Genomic DNA, 24,231 nt, shown 5'->3' with positions numbered 1-24,231 from the left:
CAGGCGGGTACCGTGACCAGCTATCCACGAGTCGCTACAAAATTGATACAACGTCAAGGTCAAGACTTCCGGCGCCGAAGGGATCGAGATGCGCTGCGAGTTCGCCGTTCTCGGGCCGCTGCACGTACGGGCCGACGGCCGGGTCCTCACGCTCGGCGGGGACAAACCGCGCCGGCTGCTGGCGAGCCTGCTGCTGTCGTCGGGTGAACCGGTCTCGGCCGACCGTCTCATCGACGTGCTGTGGCCGGAGCGGGCGCCGCGCTCGGCGCTGGCGAACCTGCGCACCTACATCAGTTCCCTGCGGACCGTCCTCGGCCCGCGGATCCGCTACCGCGACAACGGTTACGTCATCGAGCTGTCGCCGGGCGAGCTGGACGCCGACGAGTTCACCGCGCTGCTGAGCGTCGCCCGGCACCACGCCGCCGACCCCGAACAGGCCCTCGACTGCTACGACCGGGCCCTGGCCCTGTGGCGGGGGGCGCCGCTGTCCGACCTGGAGTGTCCGTTGTGGACACCGGTGGTCTCGCGGTTCACCGAGACGCGCCTGACGGCGATCAGCGAACGCGCCGAGCTTCAGCTGGTGCTCGGGCGAGCCGCCGAGGCCGTCGCCGAGCTGCGCGCGGCCACCACGGAATACCCGCTCCAGGAGAGCCTGTGGTGCCTGCTGATGCGCGCTCTCGACGGCGCCGGACGGCACGCCGAGGCCATGGCCGCCTACGGGACGGTCCGGCGGCTGCTGGCCACCGAACTGGGCGTGGAGCCCGGTCCCGAACTGACCGACGCGCACCGGCGGCTGCTGGACAGTCCACAGTCGACCGACGCGCCGACCGACGTGCGGACCGCCGCGCTCCACCGGGTCTGCGACCGGCGCCTCGCCCTCGTCCAGACCGCCGTGGACCTGCTGCACGCCAGCATCTTCGCCACCGGCGAACGCTCCCAGGCCCTGGTGCCCGAGTCGGTCCTGGTGCGGGTCACCGCCGACCCGATCGGCTGGCTCGACGCCCACCGCGAGGCCCTCGTCTCGCTCATCGCCCGGGCCGCGGCCGCCGGACTGGCCCGCCCGGCCTGGCGGCTGGCCGCCGCGCTCGTCCCCTACTTCGACCTGGGCGGGCACCTGCTCGCCTGGCGTCGCTGCGTCCACATCGCCCTGTCGGCCGCCCGCCGCTGCGGCGACACCAACGGTGAGACGACGATGCTGCGCGGGCTCGGCCAGCTCTACGTCTACACCGACCAGTTCCCCGCCGCGACCGAGGCCTTCACCGCCGCCCGCCGCCTGTGCCTCGCCCTCGGCGACGAGAGCGGCGCCGCGCTGTCCACGGCGGGCCTGGCGGCCGTCGCGCGCTTCACCGACCGGCCCGAGGAGGCCGACTCCCTGTTCCGGCAGGCTCTCGCGGTCTTCGTCGCGCAGGCCGACCGGCACCGTGAGGCCTACATCCGCTGGGCCCTGGCCGGGACGCTGCTGGCACGCGAGCACTTCCCGCAGGCCCGCGACGAGCTGCGGCAGTCGCTGCGGCTGGCGCGCGAGGTCGGCGACGACCACCGTGAGGCGCACGTCTGGCAGCGTCTCGGAGAGCTCCAGACGCGCGCGGGAGCGCCCGAGGCGGCCGCCGAGCCGTTCCGGCGGGCGCTGGAACTCTTCGACCGCATCGGCGACGCCGAAGGGGCGTCGTCGGTCCGCCGCAGCCTCGCGGCCTTAACGCCGCCCGTTCAGGCCGTCGCCAGGCGTCTGCGCGCGCCGAACATGCCGTAGGCGGCCTGCCAGGCGACCACCACGGCCAGCAGCAGCGCCATCAGCCACCCGTCGACGCGCGCCCCGAGGACGCCGATGGCGATCGGCGCGAGCACGCACGGCAGGCCCCAGCCGAGCAGCCACTGCCACGGTGCCTTCGCGAGGAGCGCGAGGACGCCGGTCGCGGCGAAGTGGACGGCGAGTCCGCCGCACAGCAGCCACCTGGTGCCCGTCGGCAGGTCACCGTGGGCGTGGGCGGCGACCGCGCCGAAGCCCGCCGCGATCGCGGTGATGCTGGCGGTGGCGATGAAGTGTCCGGGGAGCGTCACGCGCGGCGCCGGGCCCTCCGCACCGAAGTGCGGAACGCCGTTGACCCCGTAGCGCAAGGTCAGCCACCAGATCCCGACGAGCACGACGAAGCCCGCGAGCACGGTCAGACCGAGGTCGCGATCCCAGTGCACCAGCGGGTTCCCGGCGGCGGTGACGACCTGGAGGACACCTTCACCGAGCACGATGATGACGAACAGGCCCAGCCGTTCCCCCAGATAGGACATGTCGAGGGCCGCGGCCTTCGGCGCGTCCAGGCTCGGCACCCGCCGGTTCTGCGGGCGGTCCCCGCGCCGCTCGACGGCCCGCGAATAACGCTCCCTGCGCCGTTCGGTCTCCTCCTCGGCCCTGGCCAGCACCGCCTCGGGACGGCGGCTGGCCAGGATCGTGAAGACGATGTCGAGGACCGCGCCCAGCGCCCACAGCCAGTAGCGGTAGGGCGCGTCGACCCACACCGACATGATCCACGGCGCCACGCCCGCGCCGGCCTGCGCGGCCGGCCAGGAGGTGAGGACGGTGCCGGTGCGCTGCCAGGTCGACGCGGCCGCGAAGCGGCACACGACGTAGGCGATGGCGAACACGGAACTGCGGTCGACGTCGCCCTCGTTGTGCAGGACACCGGGGATCGTGGCCGGGACGGCGGCGGCGAGCACGGCGATGCCGAGCATCCCGATCATCATCGCGCGCATGCGCGTGCGCTCACCGGCGACGTTGGCGTAGAGCGTGTAGGACGTCCACACCGACCACACCGCGTAGTAGAGGAGCACGAAGGCCCCGATCGAGGCCAGGCTCGGCGACTCGTGGAAACGGTGCGCGAGCTGCGCCACGGCGGCCACGACGACCAGGTCGAAGAACAGCTCCAGCCAGTTGGCGTGCCGTTCGGCGACCGCCTCCGCGGCGGACGGGGGATCTTGGGTCACGGCGGGATTGTGCCACGTCCCGGTCGGGCTCACGCCCGGGATCGGCGACCGCGCCGGACATGATCGTGGGCGGCCCCGTCGGGGAACCGCCCACATGTCGTGTCCTCCGGCGCGCCATCGCCGGAGACCTCGTCTGCCCTGCCGTGCCGGTCCGGCTAGGGCGTGTTTGCAGAGTTGGGTAGCCATTGGTGGATGGCGGCGAGGGTGATGGCTGCGGCGTAGGACTGGCTTGTTTTGTCGTATCGGGTGGCGATGCCTCGCCATTGCTTCAGGTGGTTGAAGCAGCGTTCGACGACGTTGCGGTGTTTGTAGCGCTGCTGGTCGAAGGTTGGTGGCCTGCCTCCGCGAGGGCCTCGCCGGGCGCGGTTGGTCTTGTGGTCGGCGCGTTCGGGGATGGTGGCGCCGATACCGCGTTTTCGCAGGTGGGTGCGAATGGCGCGGGTGGAGTAGCCCTTGTCGGCGATGACGTGGTCAGGTCTGGTGCGGGGCCGTCCCGGGCCGGGCCGCTTGACTCTGATGGCGGCCATGACCTGCTCGAACTTTGTGCAGTCGTTGACGTTGCCCGCCGAGACGACGAAGGCGAGGGCTCGGCCGTTCCCGTCGCAGGCGAGGTGGATCTTCGTGGTCAGTCCACCCCGGGATCGTCCGATGGCGTGAACCGATTCGCCCGAATCGCTGCGCCCCCTTTGGCGCCGGCGGCGTGCTGGTGGGCACGGGCGATGGTCGAGTCGATGCTCACCAACCAATCGAGATCGCCTCGGGCATCGGCATCGGCCTGGAGCCCGGCCAGCAAACGCTGGAACGTCCCATCCAGAGCCCACCTGCGAAAACGCGCATAGATGCTGCGCCAAGGCCCGTAGCGTTCGGGCACGTCCCGCCACGGCGCACCCGACCGGATCTTCCACGCGATCCCGCTCAGAACCCGCCGGTCATCCATCCGCGGCCGGCCACCGTTCACCACCGGTGGCAGCAACCCGGCCAGTACATCCCACTCAGGATCAGTCAACTCATACCGACAAATCACCCACCCAGCATCCCGCCCCTTTGCAAACACGCCCTAGTCCGGTCCGGCTAGTCCGGTCCGGCTAGTCCAGTCCGACCACTTGAGAGGTCGTCGGCGGGTCCACCTTCGGACTCTGCAGGCGGCCCGGCGCCGTGATCGGCGCGGTCATTCCGGTCTCGGGAAAGGGCGGGGGCGGCAGTGCCCTCGCCCGGCCGCCCGGCCTCGGTACCGGGACGGCTCGTTCGGTGTCCGGATCGGACGGTCTGCGGCGATATCGGAACCCGACCAGGATGGCCGTGGTCACCAGAGCCAGTGCGACCACGGCTCCGACGAGCCCGATGATGTCGTTTTGCGAGGCGGCCACGTCGGCCGCCAGCACAGGATGCCTGCCCCACACGATGCGCTCCCCGCCCACTCGTACGTCGCCAGTGTCACCGAGTAGTCCACCGGGATGGGCATTTCGTTCGGTTACGACCCAGTGACATATCTATGGTCACCGATGTTCGCTACTTAGCGCAAGTGTCTAATGACAACAGTTCGGTCACCTTTCCGTCAGCGACCGTCCATTGTCGACGGACACCGGCCCGTTCGGCGAAGTACGCGTCATGGGTCACCAGCACGAGAGTTCCCTGGTAGGCACGCATGGCCTCCTCGATCACGTCGAGCGAATCGAAGTCGAGATGGTTGGTCGGCTCGTCCAGCAGCAGCACGGGTGTGGCGCTGTTCACCAAGACGGCCAGCAGCAGCCGCTGCAGCTCACCCCCGGACAAAGTGGACAGCGTGGCGGTCCGCTCCTCCTCGCCGAAGAGATAACCGCCGAGCAGCTCCTCGGCCTCGTCGATGTAGACCGGCACGCGGGAACGGAAGAACTCCAGCACGCTCATCCGCCCCGTACGGCCTTCGCGCAGGGCGTCGTGCGACTGCGGGAGAACGCTCGGGGCGACCGTCGCGCGCACCTCGCCGTCGTCGAACTCACCGGCCAGCGCGCGCAGCAGCGTCGACTTCCCGGCCCCGTTGCGGCCGGTGACCACGATCCGGTCGCCCGCCTCCACCGTCAGATCCACCCCGTCGAGGATCGCCCGCCCGCCACGGCGGACGGTCAGGCCCTCGGCGACCAGCGGCGGCCCCTCCCCGGCGGCGGTGGCGGGAAAGGCCAGCACCAGACTCGGCCGGGTCCGCGGCTCGGCGATCCAGCGCACCGACTGCATCTGCCGCATCAGCCGCCGCTCACGCGCCTTGGCCTTCTTGGCGACCTTCTTGGCGTAACGGCGCATCCGGTCGTTGTGCGTGGTCAGTTCCGTACCCAGGGCGTGGCCCTTGGTGCGCTCGATGTCGGTCTCCCAGCGCACGCGGTCCTTCTCCTGCGCCTCGAAGTCGAGCAGCAGCCGCTGCCAGCGCTTCTGCTTCTCCGCGCGATAGGCGGTGTAGCCGCCCTCGTAAAGCTGCGGCTCCTCGTTGATCCCGTCGATCTCGACGATCCGGGTCACCGCGCGGTCGAGCAGCGCCCGGTCGTGGCTGGCGATCACGACGCCACCGCCGAACCCGGCAAGCCAGTCCCCCAGCCAGGCGCTGCCGTCGGCGTCGAGGTGGTTGGTCGGCTCGTCGAGGAGGAGGACGTCGGGCGCCGACAGCAGCAGCCGGGCCAGCATCAGCCGCGACTGCTCGCCGCCGCTGACGGCCGTGACCGGCAGCTCCTCGGGCAGCCCGGCGATGTCGAGCCGCCCGCGCACCTCGGCCAGCCGGGCGGCGAAGGTCCAGCCCTCGCGCGCGATCCAGCGCTCCTGAACGGCGCCGTACTCGGCGAGGACGTCACCGCCCGCGGCGAGCTTCTCTTCGAGCGCGGCCATCCGCTCGGTGAGATCGCGCAGCTCGGGATCGCCGCCACGGAGGAACTCACCGACGCTCTGGCCGGGGTCGGGAACCTGCTGCGCGAGGTAGCCAACGCGCACGCGCGGCCCGTGGGTGACACGGCCGGCCGACGGGGGCTCCTCACCGGTGAGGATCTTGAGCAGGGTGGTCTTGCCGGCGCCGTTCGGCCCGACGAGGCCGATCCGGTCGCCGCGGTTGACGACGACGTCGACGCCGGTGAACAGCGGTTCGAGGCCGAAGTCCTTGGACACGGCGGTGGTGCTCAGCAACAAGGAGACTCCCGGAAGGTCGGCGGGCCGGTGGCGGGCCGCGGCAGCACAGAACCGGGAAGGCCGAGACGGAGTCGGCGGGAACGACCGGCAGAGGCTGCGGAGCACTGGGCTCGACGCGGCGTCTGTTGGCGCTGGGGCGATCGGGCCGTCGAAGACGGTCCCGGCTCTCACAGCACCGGCGGTCAGTTCTCCACTGTGGCGCACTCCAGGGTCGGGGACGAGACCGTTGAAGTGTGCCCGAGGCCGGGCCCGGCGTCAAGCCGGACGGGCCGAACCCGATCACCCTGTGTGCCAGCGCTCCTACGTGCGGCGATCCCCTGGTGGGGGCCCTGACCTGGGGGCGGGAGTCCGGTAGCCTGTCGCCGGGCCGCCACTTCCCCTGAGACGCTCGATTCCGGCCGAGCGCCCGGTGACGGTCCACCGCCGAATCGCCCTGCGGGGTGAACCGGGGACCCACCGAATCCCGGGGCGAATCCGCGCGCACCCCCGCGCGGTAGGGCGTCTCTTGGCCCGAGCCCGTCAGCTAACTCGGTAGGCGGACGGCAAGAGAGGCGAAAGCGTGCCGAAGACCCATCGGCGTGACACGACGCTCGGCCTGCTCGTCACCATCGTGGTGACCGTGCTCGCCGTGCTGGCGAACTCCCCCGCCGCCGTCGCCGACCCCGACGACGAGGGCGGCTCGAAGGAGATGCGCGAGGAACTCGACGACGCGATCGGCAACTACAACGACGCCCGTGACGCGCTCAAGACCTCCAAGGACCGGCAGAAGAAGCTGGAGAAGGAGATCACCGAGGGCGAGACGGAGGTCGAGGCGCTCAGCGCCCAGGTCGCCGAGATCGCCGGCGCGATGTACGAGAACGGCGGGATGAGCTCGGCGAAGGCCTTCCTGGCCAGCGAGAACCCCGACGACACCCTCTCGGGCATGGTCCTCGTCTCCTACCTCGGTGAGGAGAGCGCCAAGAAGATCAGCGAGCTGAAGGGCGCGCGCTCCGATCTGGAGGCCAAGGTCGAACTTCTGGACGACGAGATCGACGACCAGAAGGAGTACGTCGAGAAGATGGAGAAGGAGCGGTCGAAGGCCGCCCAGGCCATCGCGGCGTTCGGCGGCGACGCCACCAACGGGCCGACCACCAGCGACGCCCCGGCGCCCACGCCGGTCCCCCGCAACCCCGACGGTTCGCTCCCGAGCGAAGGGTGCAGCAAGGAGGACCCGACGCCTTCGGGTAACGGCGGCTGCCTCACCCCGCGCACCCTGCACGACCTGGAGCAGACCGAGATCGCCGGCTGGAACCGCTACGTCGGCTGCTTCCGTGGTGGAAGCTTCGGTGAACATCCGCAGGGACGTGCCTGCGACTTCTCGGTGACGCCCGGCGGTTTCGGTGGTGAGGCCTACGGCGAGGCGAAGGCCTATGGCGACAACCTCGCCGGGTGGTACGTCGAGCACGCCGACGAACTCGGTGTCCTATATGTGATCTGGTATCGCAAAATCTGGATGCCAGGTCAGGGCTGGACCACTTACGACGGAGCGGGTGGCGAACCCAACTCCGACCACACGAATCATGTGCATCTTTCCGTCAGATAGGGATTAAACCGGCGCACATACAGCGCACACGCGACGCCATGAGTGGGTCGTGGGCAGGTGGCGGTTCGACTGCGGGCTGTACCTTTGTTCGTTATGGAACGACCCACGACCTCGCGTCGCGCTGTCCTCGGCGCGTCAGCCGGAGCCTTCGCGCTGGCCGGACTGGCCGCGTGCACCAAGGACGGCTCCTCCACCTCTCCCGGCGACGCCGCAAGTTCGGCGCCGGCCGGTCCCCCGCTGGCCATCGAGCCGGCCTCCGACAGCACCGGCCTGGCGGTCTCCACCGAGATCGCGGCGACGGCCGAAGGCGGCGAAGTCACCGCGGTGAGCCTCGTCAACGACAAGGGCGACACCGTCAAGGGCAAGTTCCGCCTCGACAAGTCGAGCTGGGTGCCGAACGACCCGCTCAAGTACAAGACGACCTACACCGCGACGGTGACCGCGAAGGGCGCCGACGGCGTCGAGTCGACCGGGACGACGACCTTCACCACGATGGCGTCCCCGAAGAAGCGCGCCGGCGCCTACCTGTGGAACGCCGACGGCGCCGTGTACGGCGTCGGCATGCCCGTCCTGGTGCAGTTCAAGGACGGCTACGCCATCGACGAGAAGAACCGCGCGGGCGTCGAGAAGCGCCTGTTCGTGGAGTCGGAGCCGCACCAGCCCGGTGCGTGGCGCTGGGTCAGCGGCTCGGTGCTGGAGTTCCGCCCGAAGGAGTACTGGGAGCCGGGCACGAAGCTGAAGGTCCGCGTGGGCCTCGGCGGGCACCCGCTCGGCGACGGCGACTTCGGCGAGACCGACATCACCGGCGACTACAGCATCTCCGACACCAAGCGCGAGATCATCGTCGACAACAAGAAGAAGAACATGGTCGCCAAGCAGGACGGCAAGACCAAGAAGACGATGGACGTCAGCCTGGGCAAGCCGTCGAAGCCGTCGTTCTACGGCACGATGGTGATCATGGAGAAGCTCCGCAAGACGGTCTTCGACTCCTCCACCTACGGCGTGCCGGTCGACTCCCCCGACGGCTACCGCACCGACATCGAGTTCGCCGAGCGCATGACCTGGGACGGCCAGTTCATCCACTCCGCGCCGTGGTCGGTCGGTGATCAGGGGCAGCGCAACGTCTCGCACGGCTGCATCAACGTCTCCCGCGACAACGCCGAGTGGATGTACAACTGGACCGAGGTCGGCGACCCGATCGTGGTCAAGGGCACCGAGGAGCCCGTGACCGAGGGCAACGGCTGGACCTGCTGGAACATGTCGTGGGAAGACTTCGTCAAGGGCAGCGCGCTGCCCCCGCCGACCGTCTGAGTCCTCACCGAACCGTTCTTTTGGGGCGGGCGTCACCATCTCCAGGGTGACGCCCGCCCTTTGTGCGGGGAGGGAGGTGAAGCGTGGTCGGGGGTGGGTGCGGGCCGGCTCGGGTTCGTCGCCGCGGTCACGAACGGGACGGGCGGCCCGGGGTCGGTGCCGGCGCACTCGTGGTCGTTGACCCGGCAGTCGCCGGGGATGATCTCGGCGGTCGAGTCGACGGTGAAGCCGACCTCGGCGGCCGCGCCGGGGACCAGGACCGCGTCGCCCGGTTCGGCGACGACGGTGTAGGCCTCGCCGACGGGGTCGAGGATCCCGTTCCACAGCCGCCCGATGACCGCGCCGCCGGGCAGTGTGAAGGTCAGGGTCCAGCCGTCCACGGTGGCGTCCCCGTGATTGGCGACCCGGTACACGCCCGCCTGGCCGCCGGCCCACGCCGAGGTGGTGCGGTAGATGGCGGTGACACCGTCGGTGGCGGCGGCCGTGGCGATGCCGGTCACCAGGCCCCCGATGACGGCGACGGCCGCGAAGGCCGCGAGGGGCAGGAGGAGCCGGCGGCCGTGGCGCATGGCGTCCTCCTCGGGGGGATCGGGGTGTTCTCCTCCAAGGGAAGCGCGAAACGGCCTGCTCGGGCCGCGTTTTTAGGAAGCCTTAAGCCTGGGCTGGGACGGGTTTAGCGCCCGCGGCCGTCATCCGTTCCAGCCACTCCGCCATGAGCGCCGCCTCGACCGGGGTCAGGCCGGCCGGTGTCCCCGCGCGCAGGCGGGCGCGCAGTTCCACGGCCGGGTCGGCGCCGGGCACGGCCGCCGAGGTGACGGCGGCGACGACGGCGTCGCGGGCCCGGTGAGACAGGCGCGGGTCGCGCTCGGCCTCGGGGGTGTTGATGAGGGTGAAGACCACGCCGACGCCGGCGGAGTGCACCAGCTCGGCTGCCTCCTCGACCGGCAGGCGCAGCAGACCGGCGGCCTCGATGCGGGTGAGCATCCCGATGAGCATGCGGTGACCCTCGGCCGCCCCGGCGGGCGGGTTTCCCGGCCGGACGCCGCCGTACATGAGCTGGTAAAAGGCCGGGTAGGCCAGCCCGAAGGCGATGTGGTCGTCCCAGCCCCGGCGGAGGTCGGCGACCGGATCGCCGGAGGGCCCGTTGGCGCGCTTGACGGCGAGGTAGCGCTCGAAGCCGTAGGAGGCGGTCGCGTCGAGGAGTCCCCGCTTGTCACCGAAGTGGTGGTACAGCGTGGGGGCACCGACACCGGCGGCCTCGCTCACCGCACGGGTGGAGAAGGCGGTGACGCCGCCTTCGGCGAGCAGCTCGGCCGCGGCCCGCAGAATGCGCTCGCGGGTCCCGGTGACGGTGTCGGTCATGGCACAACCTTAGCCGCCGGAACATAGCGGCGCTATAGAGAACAGCGTGGGTCACTTGCACAACGCTCTAAGAGCGATGTACCGTCGCTATAGTCAGCCTAGAACGTCGCTATACAGGAGTTCGGCATGCGCGCAGCGGTACTCAACGCACCCAACACCCCCCTCGCCCTCGTCGAGCGCGAGGTCCCCACACCCGGACCCGGCGAGATCCTCGTCAAGGTCCTCGGGGCCGGCATGTGCTTCTCCGAGGTCGGTCAACAGCAGGGGCACTACCCCTTCGCCGTCTTCCCGTCCGTCCCCGGACACGAGATCAGCGGCGTCGTCGCCGCCCACGGCCCGGGCGTCGAGTGGCCCGCGGTGGGCACGGCCGTCGGAGCCCAGTGGGTCTACGACTCCTGCGGCCACTGCGATCGCTGCCTTCGCGGCGACCAGGTCGTCTGCCGCCGCAGCCGGGTCACCGGAGTCGCCGTCGACGGCGGCTACGCCGAGTACTTCCTGGCCAAGGAAGGCTTCGTCACACCGATCCCCGAAGGCATCGACCCGATCGCGGCCGCACCGCTGATGTGCGCGGGCGTCACCGCCTTCAACGGCCTGCGACGGGCGGGCGCCACGGCCGCGTCGAAGGTCGCCGTCATCGGCATGGGCGGCGTCGGCGAACTCGCCGTGCGTTTCGCCCTCGCCATGGGCGCCCGGGTCGCCGTCCTGGGCCGCTCGCGACGGGCCGAGCCGAGGGCCAGGGAGCTCGGGGCGGAGTTCTTCGTCAGCACCCAGGAGCAGGGTCCCGCCGAGGCGCTCGCCGCCTGGGACGGCGGAGCCGACATCGTCTTCAACGCCGCTCCGGACACCACCGTCGCGGCGGCCGCGGTCGGCGGCCTCGACACCGACGGGACCCTGCTGATGGCGGGGGCGGCACCCGAACTGACGCTGCCGGTGATGCCCTTGCTGATGCGCCGCCTGCGGGTGCAGGGAAACCCGTCGGGATCCCCCGCCGACCTGCGCGACACACTGGCCTTCGCCGCCCGCGCGGGCGTACTCCCGGACGTGACGCCGGTGAGCCTCGACGAGGCCCCGGACGTTCTCACCCGCATGGCCGCGGGATCGTGGAGCGGTCGCGCGGTGATCGACTTCCGAAGCTAGCGTCCCACGGCCGCCAGGGCCTCGATGTCGTCGTAGGTCCGCACCCGGATCCCCTTCTCCCCCTCCAGGAGAGCGGCGACCATGGCCCTGGCGACCGTGCCCGCCCCGACCGCCCGGTAGGGGCGCAGCGGACCGACGAGGGCGCCGGAGACCACTCGCAGCAAAGGGATCGAGAGCTTCTCGGCGAGCCTGCGGTCGGTGCGCTCGCCGAGCAGGCCGCTCGGCCGGAACACTTCGAGGCAGGTGTAGCCGAGCCTGCCGAGATCGCGTTCGGTCTCGCCTTTCACACGCAGATAGAAGGCGCGCGCGTCCGGGTCGGCGCCGATCGAGCTGACCAGCGCGAAACGACTCGCCCCGGCCGCCCGGGCGAGCTCGGCGACGGTGAGGACATGGTCGTGGTCGACCTCGCGGAAGGCCTCCTTGCTCCCGGCCTTGGCCATGGTGGTGCCGAGCGCGCAGTAGACGTCGTCGACGGCGGGGACGTCGGCGGCGGTCAGCGCGGCGAAGTCGACGACGCGTTCGTCGAGGCGCTTCTCGCGGTGGCCGGAGTCGCGGCGGGTGAGCACGGTGATGCCGGTGTAGACGGGTTCGGCGAGCAGTCGCTCCAGGCAATGCCCGCCGACGAGACCGGTGGCGCCCACGAGCAGCGCGGTGCGTCCTGACACGTGGTCAAGCCTAGAGCGTGTCGTGGTGTTCACGGGAGCCAGATCGTGTGCCCACCGGGACGGGGCCCGGCCGTGACGCCTGCGATCGCCGTCGCGGGCCGCGACGGGTGAGTGCCACCGCCACCGCGCCGGCCTCAATGTGTACGCAGGTGCCGCCGCAGCAGTGGCATGACGATCTCGGGGCGTTCCTCCGGAAGGAAGTGCCGCCCACCCTCGACTTTCACGAGTCGGTACTCGCCGCTGACCCAGTTGGCGGTGTCCTCGACACCGGAGAGGGCGGCGCTGCCGTCCTTCGTGCCCCACACGAACAGGGTCGGCACCGCGACCTTCTCCTCGTGGCCGGCGAAGAGATCGTTGGCGCGGTACCAGTTCAGCGCGGGGGTGAGCGCGCCGGGCCGGCTGAAGTGCCGCACGTACGTGTCGGTGTTCTCCCGGGACACCCCGTGGGCATAGGCCTCGCGCATCATGGCCGCGTCATCGGCCAGCAGTTCCTGTTCGGCGATCCCGGGCTCGCGCACGAAATCCAGATAGGCCATCGTCCGCCGCTGTGCCGGGTCGGTGCGCAACGCCTTGTTGTACGCGCCCGGATGAGGGATGGACACCACAGACAGACTCCTGACCCGGTCGGGACGACGGGCGGCGGCCACCCATGCCACGACGGCGCCCCAGTCGTGCCCCACCAGGTCGAATCCGTCCCAGCCCAGGGACTCGGCGATGTCCACGACGTCTTCGGCGAGGTGGTCGAGGCGGTAGTCCCGGGTGTCGTTCGGCCGCACGTCGGGTGAATAGCCGCGCTGGTTCACGGCCACGGCACGAAAACCCAGGGCCCCGAACAAGGCGACGTAGTCACTCCATGCGACGGCCAGTTCTGGAAAACCGTGCAGGAACAGCACCGAACGCCCATGGCGCGGTCCCGCGGCGATCGCGTCGAAGGTGCCCGCGCGGGTCGGTATCCGCAATCGGCGTGGCCGGGGCAGCGCCGACACGTCCACCGGACCCGGCTCGGCGGCGAAGGCGGGGTGAGCGGGAACGCCCGTCACGGCGGTGGCTCCCGCGGCCGCCACCGCGGCGCTCAGCAACGTTCGGCGGGACATCGAGTGCGGCATGGCGTGCTCTCCTCAGGTGGGGTGAAGGTGAATGGTCGCGAAGGAACCGGACTCCCGCCATGGGGCTAACTCCCCTTCCGGCCGTGGGGCTACCCCCTCCTAAAGCGTGTTGCGTCTTCGGGCAGCGGCTCATGCGTCAAGACGCATTTCCGCGCGCTTCGCCGGGCGCTTTCGTTCGCCGCTTCGCCATTCGGCCGAACCGATCGATGACCACGGGAGAACGATCGTGCCATTCCGCCGGGCCCTTGGTCCTCTCCTTCGATCTCCGTCTTGTCGAGTCCGATGAGGACACGTAATTTCGACACACGCGCCGCCCCGGTTGTCGAGTCGGCGCGTTATTCCCCCAGAGATCGGAGGAGCGATGGCTCCTGCCAGAAAATGCCCCGAGTGCCGTTACGTGATGTACGTCCAGGGCGAGAAGTACGAACCACGCGGTACCTGGGTGGTGTACGTCTGCCAGAACAAGACCTGTCCGTCGGCCCAACGGAACTTCCCCTACAAGGAAAAGGTCTTCGTCGGCTCCTAGCGGGTCACCGAACCGTCCCCCCTCCCGCACTGTGAAACCCGAATGGAGTACGACATGCCCGCCGAGCAGATGAAGATCAGGTCCTCGCTCACGCCGATGCGAATCGGCCAGATATTCCAGACCGTGCTGGAAAAGCGCGGAGTGCGGTTCGAGCCCCTGACCCATGGCGGTAATCCGATCGCCGCGATGGGGCCGCAGCCGGAACTGTCGGTCGTCGCCTCGCACGATAAGAACATCGGCGCGTGGGCGATTCAGCTCATCGTGCACCGCGACGGCGACGGAAGCGCGGTGGAAATGAACGTCGTCTACCACTCCGGTCTGCGCCGCGCGTGGAGCGGAACCTCCAACACCTACTCACGCTCGGCCGGATCGAGCCGCGCGCAGCTGGTCCTCGACGCCTTCAACCGCGAGGACCCGCGACTCAGGATCCTCTGAGAGCCGGTACGGACTCCGCTCCGCCCCGGACGCGTTCACGCCGCCGAAGCCTCCGGCGGTGGCGGCCGCGGCTGTGGTGGAGGGCCACTTCGACGACGCGGCGGGCATCCTGGACGACGGCCGGTGACGAGGCCGCGCTCTTCGCGGGGGTCGAGACGCCGGGGCATCGCCCGCACCGGGATGACCACCAGTCCCGGCCGCGCCCGAACGCCGCCGTGGTCGGTACGGGTCGCCGCACCGCGCGGGGTGGCTACTTCTCCTCGCCCGGCCCCTGCGGGACGTCGTCACCACCCGACGCGCGGCCCGGCTTCCGCCACGTCCGTGCCGGACGGGCCGCCTTGCCGGTCTTGCCGGTCTTGCCGGTCTTGCGCCAGGAGCGCTCCTCCGGCGTGGCCGGTTCGTGGACCGGCTCTCCCGTCACGTCCACGTCACGCCGGGACCGTTCCGCGCGGGCGACCGGTTCGCCACCGGACTCGCTCGCGCTCGCCTTCCCGGTCCTGCGCCACGACCTGACCGGGCGCTCCGGCGGGGCCGCGTCGGCCGCGTTCTCCTCGCCGGTCTTGCGGACGGCCTCGTCGGCGGCGTTCTGCTTGGCGGCCTTGCGGCCGGTCTCCTCGGCCCGGTGGCGGCTGCGCCAATGACGCCGGGGCTGCTTCTCCCCCGCCGGCTGCCCGAACACGAGGGCGACGCGGGCCCCGCCGAGTCGGCTGTGTCCGATGTGGAGGCTGCCGCCGGTGGCGTCGGCGACGCGGCGGATGATGTCGAGCCCGAGGCCGGTCGAACCGGCGCCGGAGGATCCGCGCGCCAGGGCCGTCCCGGGGTCCTCGATGCCCGGTCCGCCGTCCTCGACGGCGAGGATCCGCCGCCGTACGTCGAGGACCGCCTGGAAGGGCGCGCCCTGCGGAGTGTGCGCGAAGACGTTGCCGAGCATCGCGTCGACGGCGGCGCTGAGTTCGGCCTTGGCGACCGGCACCCGCAGCGCGCGCGTGTTGCCCTCCACGGTCCAGGAGCGGCCGTGGTCTTCGGCGAGCACCGACCAGAAGGTGAGCCGTTCGGTGAGGACCTCGCTGACGTCGCAGGTCTCGGTGGAGCGTTCGGTGACGGACTTGCGGGCGCCGAGGATGATCTCGTCGATCTGGCGCTGGAGGGAGCCGACGGCCTCGCGGATGCGTTCGGCCTCGGGGCCGGGGCCGAGGGTGTCGGCGTCGAGGCGCAGCGCCGTCAGGGGGGTGCGGAGGCGATGGGAGAGGTCGGCGGCGATCTCGCGTTCGGCGTCGACGAGGCGGACGACCCGGTCGGCCATGCCGTTGAAGGCGGCACCGGCCTCGGCGAGGTCGGCGGGGCCGCCCGGTTCGACGCGGGCGGCGAGGTCACCGCCGCCGAAGCGTCCGGCGACGGCGGCGAGGTCGCGGGCGGCGCGCACGAAGCGGGCGGCGAGGCGGTCGGCGGTGACGACGGAGATCCCGACGAGGACGAGCGCGAGGGCGCAGAGCGCGAGCCGGGCGCCGTTGACGTTGCGGGTGAGTTCGGCGTCGGGGATGTAGACCTCGATGACGGCCGTCCCCGACGACAGCGCCACGGTCCGCAGGTAGACGAGTCCACCGTCGGCGGGCGCGGTGAGGGATCGACCTTCACCCGCGGCGAGCATGACGTCGACGGCGGCGGCGTGCTCGCTGCCGAGGACGGGACGGCCGGGGAGGTGCACGGCGAGGTGCCCGTTGGCGCCCGAGCGGGTGCTGAGAATCGCGCGGAGGATCTCCTGGGAGTCGTCGGTGACGGCCAGGACGGTGACCATGGCGGCGCTCTGGTCACGCGCGGCGGTGACCGCGCGGTCGTGGGCGAGCTGGCCGACGACGAGGGCCAGCGGGATCAGCAGTGCCAGCGCGACCATGGAGGTCGTCGCGAGGGCGACGCGAACGAAGGCCCATCTCACCGACGTTCGTCCACCAGCATGACGCCGACCCCGCGGACCGTGCGCAGGAGTCGTGGGCTGGCGGCGGTCTCGCCGAGTTTGCGGCGGAGCCAGGACAGGTGGACGTCGACGGTGGCCTCGGCGCCGAGGTAGGGCTGGCGCCAGACCTGTTCGACGAGTTCGCGGCGGGTGACGACGCGCCCGGCGTGTTCGGCGAGGTAGGCGAGGAGGTCGAATTCGCGGCGGGTGAGGTCGAGGGGGGCGCCGTCGAGTTCGGCGTGGCGGCGGGACTGGTCGATGCGCAGGGAGCCGGTGGTGGTGACCTGCGCGGTGGGCTGGTCGGTGCGTTGTCCGCCGCGGCGGAGGACGGCGGCGACGCGGGCCTGGAGGTGGGCGGCGGAGAAGGGTTTGGTGACGTAGTCGTCGGCGCCGGCGTTGAGGAGGCGGATCATGCTGGTCTCGTCGTTGCGGGCGGTGGCGACGATGACGGGGACGTCGGTGATGCCGCGGAGCATGCGGAGGGCGTCGGCTCCGTCGAGGTCGGGGAGGCCGAGGTCGAGGATGACCAGGTCGATCGCGCCGGCGCCGGCGGTACCGATGTGGCGGAGGGCTTCGAGGGCGGCACCGACGGGGCGCACGGCGTGCCCGGCGTTGGACAACGCGCGGGTGAGCGCGGCGCGCACGGTCGCGTCGTCTTCCACGAGCAGGACGGTTGCCATGGCGCCAGACCATACCGTTAGCGCTCCCACGCCGGTATCCGAGAGGGTATTGAGGAAGGTGCATGCTTGGATTCATCCGGACATAGCGGTGGCCGGGCCGCTGTGGCAGGATGTGGCGCGTGCCCCGCCCGCCCAAACCGGTCACGGCCGTCCTGGTCTGGTCGCTGACCACGGCCGTCGCCGCCTTCTCCGCCTGGCTCGGGATGCGCCCGGTCCTGGCCGCCGCGATCCTCGACGACGGCCTGCCGGTCCCCATCTCGGAGGTGCACGGCGCACCCTCCTTCGCCCCGAGCGACTCGGCGACGAGCCGCGTCGAGCCGCGCACCCTGGACGGCTGGCACGAGATCCGCTCGGGCGTGTGGGAACAGGGTTTCCACACCGAGGGCGGAAGCGTCACGATCCGAGCGGCGAGGGGCAAGGTCACCCTGATCTCGGCGACCCCCCGCGACGGCTTCGCGGTCCTGGTGGACGACGAGGAGAAGACGCGTCTCCTGGTCCGCTTCCACCGCGGCGATGAGGTCCACACGGTGGACGCGATGTGGTGGAACGGCGGCCCGTACGCGATCGTCGAGGAGTCGGGGTAGACGCGGGGAGCCCGCCGGCGAACGACGCGGCGCCGAACCTGACCCGCCGCCCGTTCGACGGCGAGCGCTGAGGGCGCGTGACACGGCGGGCGGCGAGCGCGAGCCAAGCGGGCCGAAGGCCCGGAGGCGCAGCCACGCGGCGGCGCCGGATATGGGGCCTAGCCCCCCACCACAAGTAGGCACAACTCCAATGTCGACACCTCCGCTCCCGAGCAGGATCGGTTCTGCCACCAACGATCCGCTCTCCGGAGGACCCCATGTCGACCATCCGCCCCCTCGCCCTGCTGCGTCGAACGTCCGGCTGGCATCGCCCGTTGATGGTCATGGTCGCGGCCATGTCCGTTCTGGTCCTGGTCTCGCTGGGCGGTGTGTTGTTCGATGATCGTGTGCAGATGGGTGTGTCTCCGTGGGAGAAGCCGCTGAAGTTCGGTTTCGCGTTCGTCGCCTACGGCCTCACCTTGGCGTGGATGCTCTCCCTTCCGCACAAGGGCAAGCGCTTCACCTGGTGGATCGGCGCGGTCGTCGCCCTGTCGGGGACGCTGGACGTCGCGGTGATCGCGATTCAGGGTGCTCGCGGTACGTTCAGCCACTTCAACGACAGTGGCGACTGGGGCGCGGAGTTGACCAAAATGGTCTTCAACTACTTCGTTCCGCTGTTGATGCTGGCGAACCTGGTTCTGGCGATCACCCTGATCGCGCAGCGCATCGGTGACAAGGCGACGGCTCTCGCGATCCGTCTGGCGGCCGTGTCCTCGGTGGTGGGCATGGGTCTGGGCCTGCTGATCAGCTTCAACCCGGAGCCGATGGGCGGTACCTACACCGACGGCAACGGCGCGTCGGTCGAGATGATGATCAGCCACAATGTCGGTATCCGTGACGACAGCGGGGTCATGCCTTTCACGGGCTGGAGCAGCGTCGGCGGTGACCTGCGCATTCCGCACTTCGTGGGTATGCACGGCATGCAGGTTCTGCTTCTGGCCGGTCTGGTGCTGAGTCTTCTGGCCGCCCGTGTCGCCTGGTTGCGTGACGAGCGCACGCGTCGTTCGATGGTCGCGGTCGTCGGTCTCGGTTATGGCGGCGTCACGGCGCTGGTGACCTGGCAGGCGCTGCGCGGTCAGTCGCTGATCCACCCCGACGCCCGGACCTGGGCGGCGGCGGGAGTGATCGCGGCGGTCGTCGCGGTGGGCGCGGCGGCGGTCTACGCGGTCGGCAGGGGCCGTGCGAAGGCGGCGGCGGAGCGTCCGGCCGAGCGTGTGCGCGAGCTGGTCTAGAACGTCACCCGAACGTCGGCGAGTCCACGCGCCGTCGCGAGCAGTCCGGCTTCGGACTCCACGCGGCGGCGCGTTTCGGCGTCGAGGCCGGTGAAGGGGGTGACGGTGACGTCGAGGCGTTTCCCGGCGGTCCTCATCTGCCAGTGCCCGGTGATTTCGGCGTCGACGAGGAGGGCGCCTCGGCGGCTGAGGTTCTTGAACAGTTCGCCGCGTCGTGTCTTGTCGGGCAGGAGCAGTTCGCGGTCGCCGAGGAGGAAGGCGTCCGTCGGCGGCAGGAGCCGCACCGCCGAGGGGCGTTCGGCCTTCTCGACGGCGTCGACGAGGTCGCCGGGCAGGAAGGCGCGGCGGCCGTCGACGTCGACCTCGGTGAGGTCGCCGGGCCAGAACTCGGCGAGCCGGGGCGGGGCGGTGCCGAGGAAGGCGGCGGTGTCGGCGTGGGTGGACGGGCCGGTGAAGGCGAGGAAGCGCGCGATGAGTTCGCCGGTCCCGGCGGGTGCGGTCGGGACGGTCCATTCCTCGATGCGGGTGAAGGTCAGGGGCCGGGATCCCGGCGTGATCACGAGTCCGGCGGGCAGCGCGCCGAGCCGGAACAGCGACTCGTAGACGTGCACGGAGTCGCAGCCTTTGCAGTGGTACGCGTAGGCGTCGTCGACGGCGGCCGTGACCAGTGCGCTGAGTTCGCCTTTCGTGCGCGGTTCCGTGGTGGCCTCGCGCATCGCGGCGGCGACGGCGCCGACCGCCTCCTGCCCGTCGACGCCGGCGGCCTTCAGCGTGGGCGCGGCTCCGGCCATCCGGGCCAGCGCGTCGGCCGAGGAGTGCGGCAGCAGCGCGGCGGCGAGGCCGGGCAGGTCTTCGCGCCGGTGGAGGTGGGGGGCGCCGCGATGGGACCAGACGGCCGTCGTGTCCTCGGTCCCGGCGCCGCGCGCGGTCAAGGCGACCAGCGCCGATCCCGGTGGGGTGTCCTGAACGCCCAGGTCGAGTAGCGGCCGTCGGCCGTCCGGGCGGTCGAGGCCCTGGGCGGCGTGGCGGTACCGGAGGACGCTCAGTCGGTTCATGTCGCCAATGTAACGGCGGGCGCCTCTCCCGACAGGGCCTCGGCGGTACGGCGGGTCCGCTGGTCGGGTGATCCGGCGAGGACGCGCGCGAGGGCGGTGAGGCGGGCCAGCTCGGCCGGGTCGGTGGTGTCGTGGCGGGCGAGGACGACGCGGACCGGGCGGGTCGGGCGGCGGCGTTCGGTGTCGTCGAGGGTGAGGACGAGGTCGGCGCCTTCGCGGGTGAGGGCGGCGGTGACCTTGCGGGCGGGGAACTTCCGGGTGCCGCGCGGGGTCTCGGCGACGAGCCGGGCGGCCTCGACGCGCAGCGGCGAGACCCGCGCCGGGCGCAGCCGGGGCACGACGAGGGCGGCGCCGACGGTGACGAACAGGAGCCCGGCCGCGGGCAGCAGGCTCAGCGGGTCGGGGCCGATCCCGGCGAAGACGGCGACGGCGGCGAGCGCGATCCAGGCCAGGCCGAGGACGGCGAAGATCCAGGTGGCGACGGCTCGCCGGAAGCGGTGCCGGGCGGGTACGTCGAAGGTCACCGGCAGTGGCGCGGCGGGCTTGCTGGGCATCGTTTCTCCAGAGGGCGGTGGAGCTTTCGCCCGGGCGACATTACCGGCCGCGTGCCCGTCAGGCGTCCTTGCGTTCGATGAAGTCCCAGCGGTTGCCGTAGAGGTCGGCGAAGACGGCGACGGTCCCGAAGGCCTCGTGGCGCGGTTCCTCTTCGAAGGCGACGCCCGCGGCGAGCATGCGGGCGTGGTCGCGGTGGAAGTCGTCGGTGTAGAGGAAGAAGGCGACCCGGCCGCCGGTCTGGTCGCCGATGCGGGACTCCTGGTGGTCGCCGTCGGCCTTGGCGAGGAGGAGGGCGGCGCCGCCGGTACCGGCGGGACGGACCTTGACCCAGCGTTTCGACGGGCTCATGACGGTGTCCTCGACGAGTTCGAAGCCGAGTCTGCCGACGTAGTACTCGATGGCCACGTCGTAATCGCGGACGACGAGGACGACCTCACCCAGATGCGCCATGGCAACGATGATCGCCGATCGGGACCCGCCGGTGACGGGCGGGTCGCACCCCTTGACTCAACCGTAAAGACTGCGAGCATTTCGGGGTGAACGCCTTCCATTCGCGATGAACAGGGTGACCCATGCGTATACGCCCCGCTTTAGTCCTCCTGACCTGCCTCGGCCTGGCCGGTGCCGCTCTCACCGCGGCCGCTCCCCCGCCGGCCCTGGCCGACCCGCCCTCCGCGCCCGGCGCCCGCTCGGGCGGCCCGGCCGTCCCGGTGCGGCTCATCACCGGCGACACCGTCCACCTCTATCCCGACGGTTCCGCCGGCTTCCGGCCGGGGAAAGGCCGCGAAGGGGTGGGCTATTCGCGCACCTTCGCTCCCGACGGTTCCGGGGACGTCGTGGTCGTCCCGGCCGACGCCGCCGAGGGGCTCGCCGCCGGGTGGCTGGATCCGCGGCTGTTCGACGTGACCCGGCTGGCCGCCGACGGCCACGGCCACGCCGAGACCCTGCCGCTGATCGTCGAGACCGACGGTGAAGGGACCTTCGAGCGGCGGCGCCCGGGCGTGGAGAAGACGAGCGCGACCCTCGACGGCATCGGCGCCGAAGCCGTCACCGTATCCACTGTGGACGGTTCCTGGTGGGCCTCGCTGAACTCCACCCGCAAGGGTGTCGAGCGCGTCTGGCTGGACGGTACGGCCCGTGTCGCGCTCGATGTGAGCGTTCCGCAGGTCGGTGCGCCCGCCGCGTGGAACGCCGGGTTCGACGGGGAGGGCGTCACCGTCGCCGTCCTCGACACCGGCTACGACCCCGCCCACCCCGACCTCGGCGGCGTCACCGAGACCGCCGACTTCACCGGCACGTCACCGGAGGCGATCGACGGCAACGGACATGGGACCCACGTCGCCTCGATCGTCGCGGGCACCGGAACGGCCTCGCAGGGCCGCTACACCGGCGTCGCGCCCGGCGCCGGGCTCCTGATCGGCAAGGTCTGCGGCGACGACGGCTTCTGCGACGAGAGCGCCATTATCGCCGGGATGGAATGGGCCGCGCACGGCGGCTCCGACGTGGTCAACATGAGCATCGGCGGCTATCCGAGCGACGGCACCGGCCCCGTCGAGCAGGCCCTGAACATGCTCACCGAACACACCGGGACCCTCTTCGTCGTCTCGGCCGGCAACTACGGCGCACCCCACATGATCGGCTCGCCCGGTGCCGCCGACGCGGCCCTCACCGTCGGCTCGGTGGAGAAGACCGACGTGCTGTCGGAGTCCTCCAGCCGCGGGCCGCGCCTCGGCGACGGTGCCGTCAAACCCGACATCACCGCGCCCGGCGGCTCGATCGTCGCCGCCCGCGCGTCCGGTACGTCGATGGGCACGCCCGTCGACGAGAACCACACGAGCGAGTCCGGCACGTCCATGGCCTCACCGCACGTCGCCGGAGGCGCCGCGCTGCTCAAGCAGGCACATCCCGACTGGACCGCCGAGCGGCTCAAGGCGGCCCTGATGGGCGCCGCCCACCCGCTCGACGGCCTGACCCCCTACGAGCAGGGGACCGGGCGCCTCGACCTGGCCCGCGCGGTCACGGGTCCCCTCAGCGTGTCCGTCGGCAGCCTCAGTTTCGGGCTCTACGCCTGGCCGCACCAGCAACCCGCGCCGAGCCGGACGGTCACCTACGCCAACTCCGGCGACACCCCGCTCACCCTGACCCTGTCCGTGACCGGCGCCAACGCCGGGGGCACGGCGATCCCGGCCGGGCTGTTCACCCTCGACACGCCGACGCTGACCGTCCCGGCGGGCGGCACGGCCGACGTCGTCATCACCTTGCACCCTTCGGCGGACGCGGCCCTGGGCCTGATCGGCGCGGCCCTCGTCGCCACCGACGGCACCCACACCGCCCGCACGGCCCTCGGGCTCGACCTCGAACGCGAGCTGCACAAGCTCACGCTCACCCCGAAGGCACGGCCCGGCGACCGGATCGACGGCATCGACGCGGCCTGGGCGAACCTCGACACCGGCGAGTCGGGCTACATCACCGACTGGGACACGAACTACACCGGCACCGTCCGTCTGACCCCCGGCCGGTACCAGATCTTCGGCACGGCCCGCAGCATCGGAACCCAGTCCCGGCTGACCGCCTTCGACACGCGCGTGACCATCGCCGCCACGGACACCACGACGACCTGGGACCTCGCCAAGGGCGTGCTGTCGAAGGTCACCCTCGACCGGACGACGTCCTACCGCGAGGCCAACGTGACCCTCAGCTTCGGCGCGACGGGGATCGGCGCGAACACCGTCGGCGCGCCCGTGTACGTCGTCTCGGCCGGCACGGCACCGAAGACGAGGCTGTTCTACTCCTACCAGCCCGTCCATCGCGCGGTGCGAAGCGGCGTGACCACGCACGTCTACACGCTCTACTTCCCTTCCACCGGCGGGCTTCCCGCCACACCCGCCTACACCGCGCGGGACAGCGGCCTGTCACGTGAACAGGCCGTGTACCACTCGCAGGGGACCACGCGGATCGAAGGTTCACGGCTCAACCAGGTCGCCGCCTCACCCGACGGCCTCGCCGGTTTCGCGTCGGTCACCGAGGTGGCGTGGCCGTCGCAACGGACCGAGTTCTTCTCGCTGCACCCGGGACTCACCTGGGGCGGCTTCACCTTCGTCGGCGACGGGCAGAACTTCGAGCAGCTGTTCTGGGCCGGCGAACGGACCCTGACACCCCAGACCGTGCACTGGAACGAGGCGCCCCTCGGCGCGGGCGTCGGCGGACCCGAGGACTCCGGCGGCGCGTGGATGCACCACGGCGGGCACCTCGCGATCCGGATGCCCATGTTCACCGGCTCCGACCCGAACGTGCGCGCCAACTACGAGGGGCCGCTGGTCACCGGGACGACACGCCTGCGCGACCCGCACGGCATGGAGATCCTGTCGACCGAACAGCCGTGCGTCGGCGGCGTGGTCGTCGACGCCATGGCGCACGGTTCGCACACCCTCGACTGCACCGCCGAACGCGACGTCCCCTGGTCGGTCCTGGGCACGAAGACCACCGCGACCTGGACCTTCACCATCCCCCACCACCGCATGGACGGCACCCCCGCCGGGCTCAACGCCGTACGGATCGACTCGCCGAACATCAGCGACGGCTTCGTGCCCGGGAAGTACCGGCAGGACCTGACCCTCGACGTCTACCGCCAGCCCGGAACCCCGCCGACGACCGCGACGAGGCTGCGCTTCGAGGTCTCCTACGACGACGGCGCCACCTGGAAGGCCGTCACCGTCAGCCGTGTCGGTGACCACGCCACCGCTTCACTGAGGCACCCAGCAGGCGCGCGCTTCGTGTCGACGCGCGTGTCGGCGACCGACGCGAACGGCGCGAGCGTGACCGCGACGACGATCCGGGCGTGGGGGGTGAGGTAGACGCACCCAGGACCGCGGCCCGGACCAGAAGGCCCGG

General features: G+C 71.2%; 19 protein-coding genes, 2 pseudogenes and 1 riboswitch. Of the genes and pseudogenes, 9 read left to right on the top strand and 12 right to left on the bottom strand.

Annotated features, from left to right (window positions below; all coding sequences use genetic code 11):
* Positions 1 to 88 precede the first annotated feature (88 nt).
* Entirely contained in the window at positions 89 to 1,750 is a 1,662-nt protein-coding gene (locus HNR73_RS14065) for an AfsR/SARP family transcriptional regulator (protein ID WP_184787851.1), read from the top strand.
* Here HNR73_RS14065 and HNR73_RS14060 read toward each other — a convergent pair.
* The 3 genes and pseudogenes from HNR73_RS14060 to HNR73_RS14050 all read right to left on the bottom strand — a co-directional run bounded on the left by HNR73_RS14060 (position 1,708) and on the right by HNR73_RS14050 (position 6,120).
* Complete coding sequence (locus HNR73_RS14060) at positions 1,708 to 2,976, bottom strand: low temperature requirement protein A (protein WP_184787850.1); 1,269 nt, start codon at positions 2,974 to 2,976, stop codon at positions 1,708 to 1,710. The two genes, HNR73_RS14065 and HNR73_RS14060, sit on opposite strands and share 43 nt — an antisense overlap.
* Positions 2,977 to 3,131: 155 nt before the next feature.
* A pseudogene (locus tag HNR73_RS14055) lies at positions 3,132 to 4,030 on the bottom strand (IS5 family transposase).
* A gap of 455 nt (positions 4,031 to 4,485) precedes the next feature.
* Complete coding sequence (locus HNR73_RS14050) at positions 4,486 to 6,120, bottom strand: ABC-F family ATP-binding cassette domain-containing protein (protein WP_239122426.1); 1,635 nt, start codon at positions 6,118 to 6,120, stop codon at positions 4,486 to 4,488.
* A 411-nt stretch (positions 6,121 to 6,531) separates the two neighbouring features.
* Positions 6,532 to 6,676, top strand: a riboswitch (cyclic di-AMP (ydaO/yuaA leader).
* A 3-nt stretch (positions 6,677 to 6,679) separates the two neighbouring features.
* On the opposite strand from HNR73_RS14050, the gene HNR73_RS14045 reads away from it, so the two are divergent.
* On the top strand, positions 6,680 to 7,702 hold the full coding sequence (locus HNR73_RS14045; protein WP_184787849.1) for a coiled-coil domain-containing protein: 1,023 nt from the start codon (positions 6,680 to 6,682) through the stop codon (positions 7,700 to 7,702).
* Between the two features lie 93 nt (positions 7,703 to 7,795).
* Positions 7,796 to 9,013, top strand: a complete 1,218-nt coding sequence (locus HNR73_RS14040) for a L,D-transpeptidase (RefSeq protein WP_184787848.1) — start codon at positions 7,796 to 7,798, stop codon at positions 9,011 to 9,013.
* A gap of 32 nt (positions 9,014 to 9,045) precedes the next feature.
* Here HNR73_RS14040 and HNR73_RS14035 read toward each other — a convergent pair whose 3' ends face one another.
* Both HNR73_RS14035 and HNR73_RS14030 read right to left on the bottom strand, forming a co-directional pair.
* Entirely contained in the window at positions 9,046 to 9,582 is a 537-nt protein-coding gene (locus tag HNR73_RS14035; RefSeq protein WP_184787847.1) for a cellulose binding domain-containing protein, read from the bottom strand.
* An 82-nt stretch (positions 9,583 to 9,664) separates the two neighbouring features.
* On the bottom strand, positions 9,665 to 10,375 hold the full coding sequence (locus HNR73_RS14030) for a TetR/AcrR family transcriptional regulator (RefSeq protein WP_184787846.1): 711 nt from the start codon (positions 10,373 to 10,375) through the stop codon (positions 9,665 to 9,667).
* 126 nt (positions 10,376 to 10,501) lie between these two features.
* Between HNR73_RS14030 and HNR73_RS14025 the strand changes: the two genes are divergently transcribed.
* A complete protein-coding gene (locus HNR73_RS14025) occupies positions 10,502 to 11,512 on the top strand; it encodes an alcohol dehydrogenase catalytic domain-containing protein (RefSeq protein WP_184787845.1) in 1,011 nt (336 codons plus the stop codon).
* On the opposite strand, the gene HNR73_RS14020 is transcribed toward HNR73_RS14025, so the two are convergent.
* Entirely contained in the window at positions 11,509 to 12,177 is a 669-nt protein-coding gene (locus tag HNR73_RS14020) for an NAD(P)H-binding protein (protein ID WP_184787844.1), read from the bottom strand. The genes HNR73_RS14025 and HNR73_RS14020 overlap by 4 nt on opposite strands.
* 134 nt (positions 12,178 to 12,311) lie before the next feature.
* Entirely contained in the window at positions 12,312 to 13,283 is a 972-nt protein-coding gene (locus HNR73_RS14015) for an alpha/beta fold hydrolase (protein ID WP_203687039.1), read from the bottom strand.
* Between the two features lie 361 nt (positions 13,284 to 13,644).
* Here HNR73_RS14015 and HNR73_RS14010 point away from each other — a divergent pair, with 361 nt between their 5' ends.
* Together HNR73_RS14010 and HNR73_RS14005 are read left to right on the top strand one after the other, a co-directional pair.
* On the top strand, positions 13,645 to 13,809 hold the full coding sequence (locus tag HNR73_RS14010) for a hypothetical protein (RefSeq protein ID WP_184787843.1): 165 nt from the start codon (positions 13,645 to 13,647) through the stop codon (positions 13,807 to 13,809).
* Positions 13,810 to 13,863: 54 nt separating this feature from the next.
* A complete protein-coding gene (locus HNR73_RS14005; RefSeq protein WP_184787842.1) occupies positions 13,864 to 14,244 on the top strand; it encodes a hypothetical protein in 381 nt (126 codons plus the stop codon).
* A 628-nt stretch (positions 14,245 to 14,872) separates the two neighbouring features.
* Here HNR73_RS14005 and HNR73_RS14000 read toward each other — a convergent pair.
* Both HNR73_RS14000 and HNR73_RS13995 read right to left on the bottom strand, forming a co-directional pair.
* Positions 14,873 to 16,177 (bottom strand): annotated as a pseudogene (locus tag HNR73_RS14000) (HAMP domain-containing protein); the annotation flags it as partial.
* Complete coding sequence (locus tag HNR73_RS13995) at positions 16,174 to 16,875, bottom strand: response regulator transcription factor (protein WP_184787840.1); 702 nt, start codon at positions 16,873 to 16,875, stop codon at positions 16,174 to 16,176. The pseudogene HNR73_RS14000 and the gene HNR73_RS13995, both read right to left, overlap by 4 nt.
* 119 nt (positions 16,876 to 16,994) lie before the next feature.
* Between HNR73_RS13995 and HNR73_RS13990 the strand changes: the two genes are divergently transcribed.
* Both HNR73_RS13990 and HNR73_RS13985 read left to right on the top strand, forming a co-directional pair.
* A complete protein-coding gene (locus tag HNR73_RS13990; protein ID WP_184787839.1) occupies positions 16,995 to 17,459 on the top strand; it encodes a hypothetical protein in 465 nt (154 codons plus the stop codon).
* 323 nt (positions 17,460 to 17,782) lie between these two features.
* Positions 17,783 to 18,730, top strand: coding sequence for a hypothetical protein (locus tag HNR73_RS13985; RefSeq protein ID WP_184787838.1), 948 nt, complete (start codon positions 17,783 to 17,785; stop codon positions 18,728 to 18,730).
* Here HNR73_RS13985 and HNR73_RS13980 read toward each other — a convergent pair.
* Genes HNR73_RS13980 through HNR73_RS13970 form a run of 3 tightly spaced genes read right to left on the bottom strand, consistent with a single transcriptional unit; the run spans position 18,727 to position 20,790 of the window.
* A complete protein-coding gene (locus HNR73_RS13980) occupies positions 18,727 to 19,785 on the bottom strand; it encodes a winged helix DNA-binding domain-containing protein (RefSeq protein ID WP_184787837.1) in 1,059 nt (352 codons plus the stop codon). The two genes, HNR73_RS13985 and HNR73_RS13980, sit on opposite strands and share 4 nt — an antisense overlap.
* Entirely contained in the window at positions 19,782 to 20,339 is a 558-nt protein-coding gene (locus tag HNR73_RS13975) for a hypothetical protein (protein WP_184787836.1), read from the bottom strand. Before HNR73_RS13975 ends, HNR73_RS13980 begins: the two co-directional genes overlap by 4 nt.
* Before the next feature lie 58 nt (positions 20,340 to 20,397).
* Positions 20,398 to 20,790 (bottom strand): VOC family protein, encoded by a 393-nt coding sequence (locus HNR73_RS13970; protein WP_184787835.1) that lies wholly within the window; start codon positions 20,788 to 20,790, stop codon positions 20,398 to 20,400.
* Positions 20,791 to 20,912: 122 nt separating this feature from the next.
* Between HNR73_RS13970 and HNR73_RS13965 the strand changes: the two genes are divergently transcribed.
* Positions 20,913 to 24,194 carry a S8 family serine peptidase gene (locus HNR73_RS13965; protein ID WP_184787834.1) on the top strand — a complete coding sequence of 1,094 codons (3,282 nt, stop codon included), beginning with the start codon at positions 20,913 to 20,915 and terminating at the stop codon, positions 24,192 to 24,194.
* Positions 24,195 to 24,231: the final 37 nt, after the last annotated feature.

It is taken from the genome of Phytomonospora endophytica (assembly GCF_014202425.1).
Lineage (GTDB): Bacteria > Actinomycetota > Actinomycetes > Mycobacteriales > Micromonosporaceae > Phytomonospora > Phytomonospora endophytica.
Note: the sequence above shows the minus strand (reverse complement) of the source record. Positions and strands in the feature narration are given on the sequence as shown.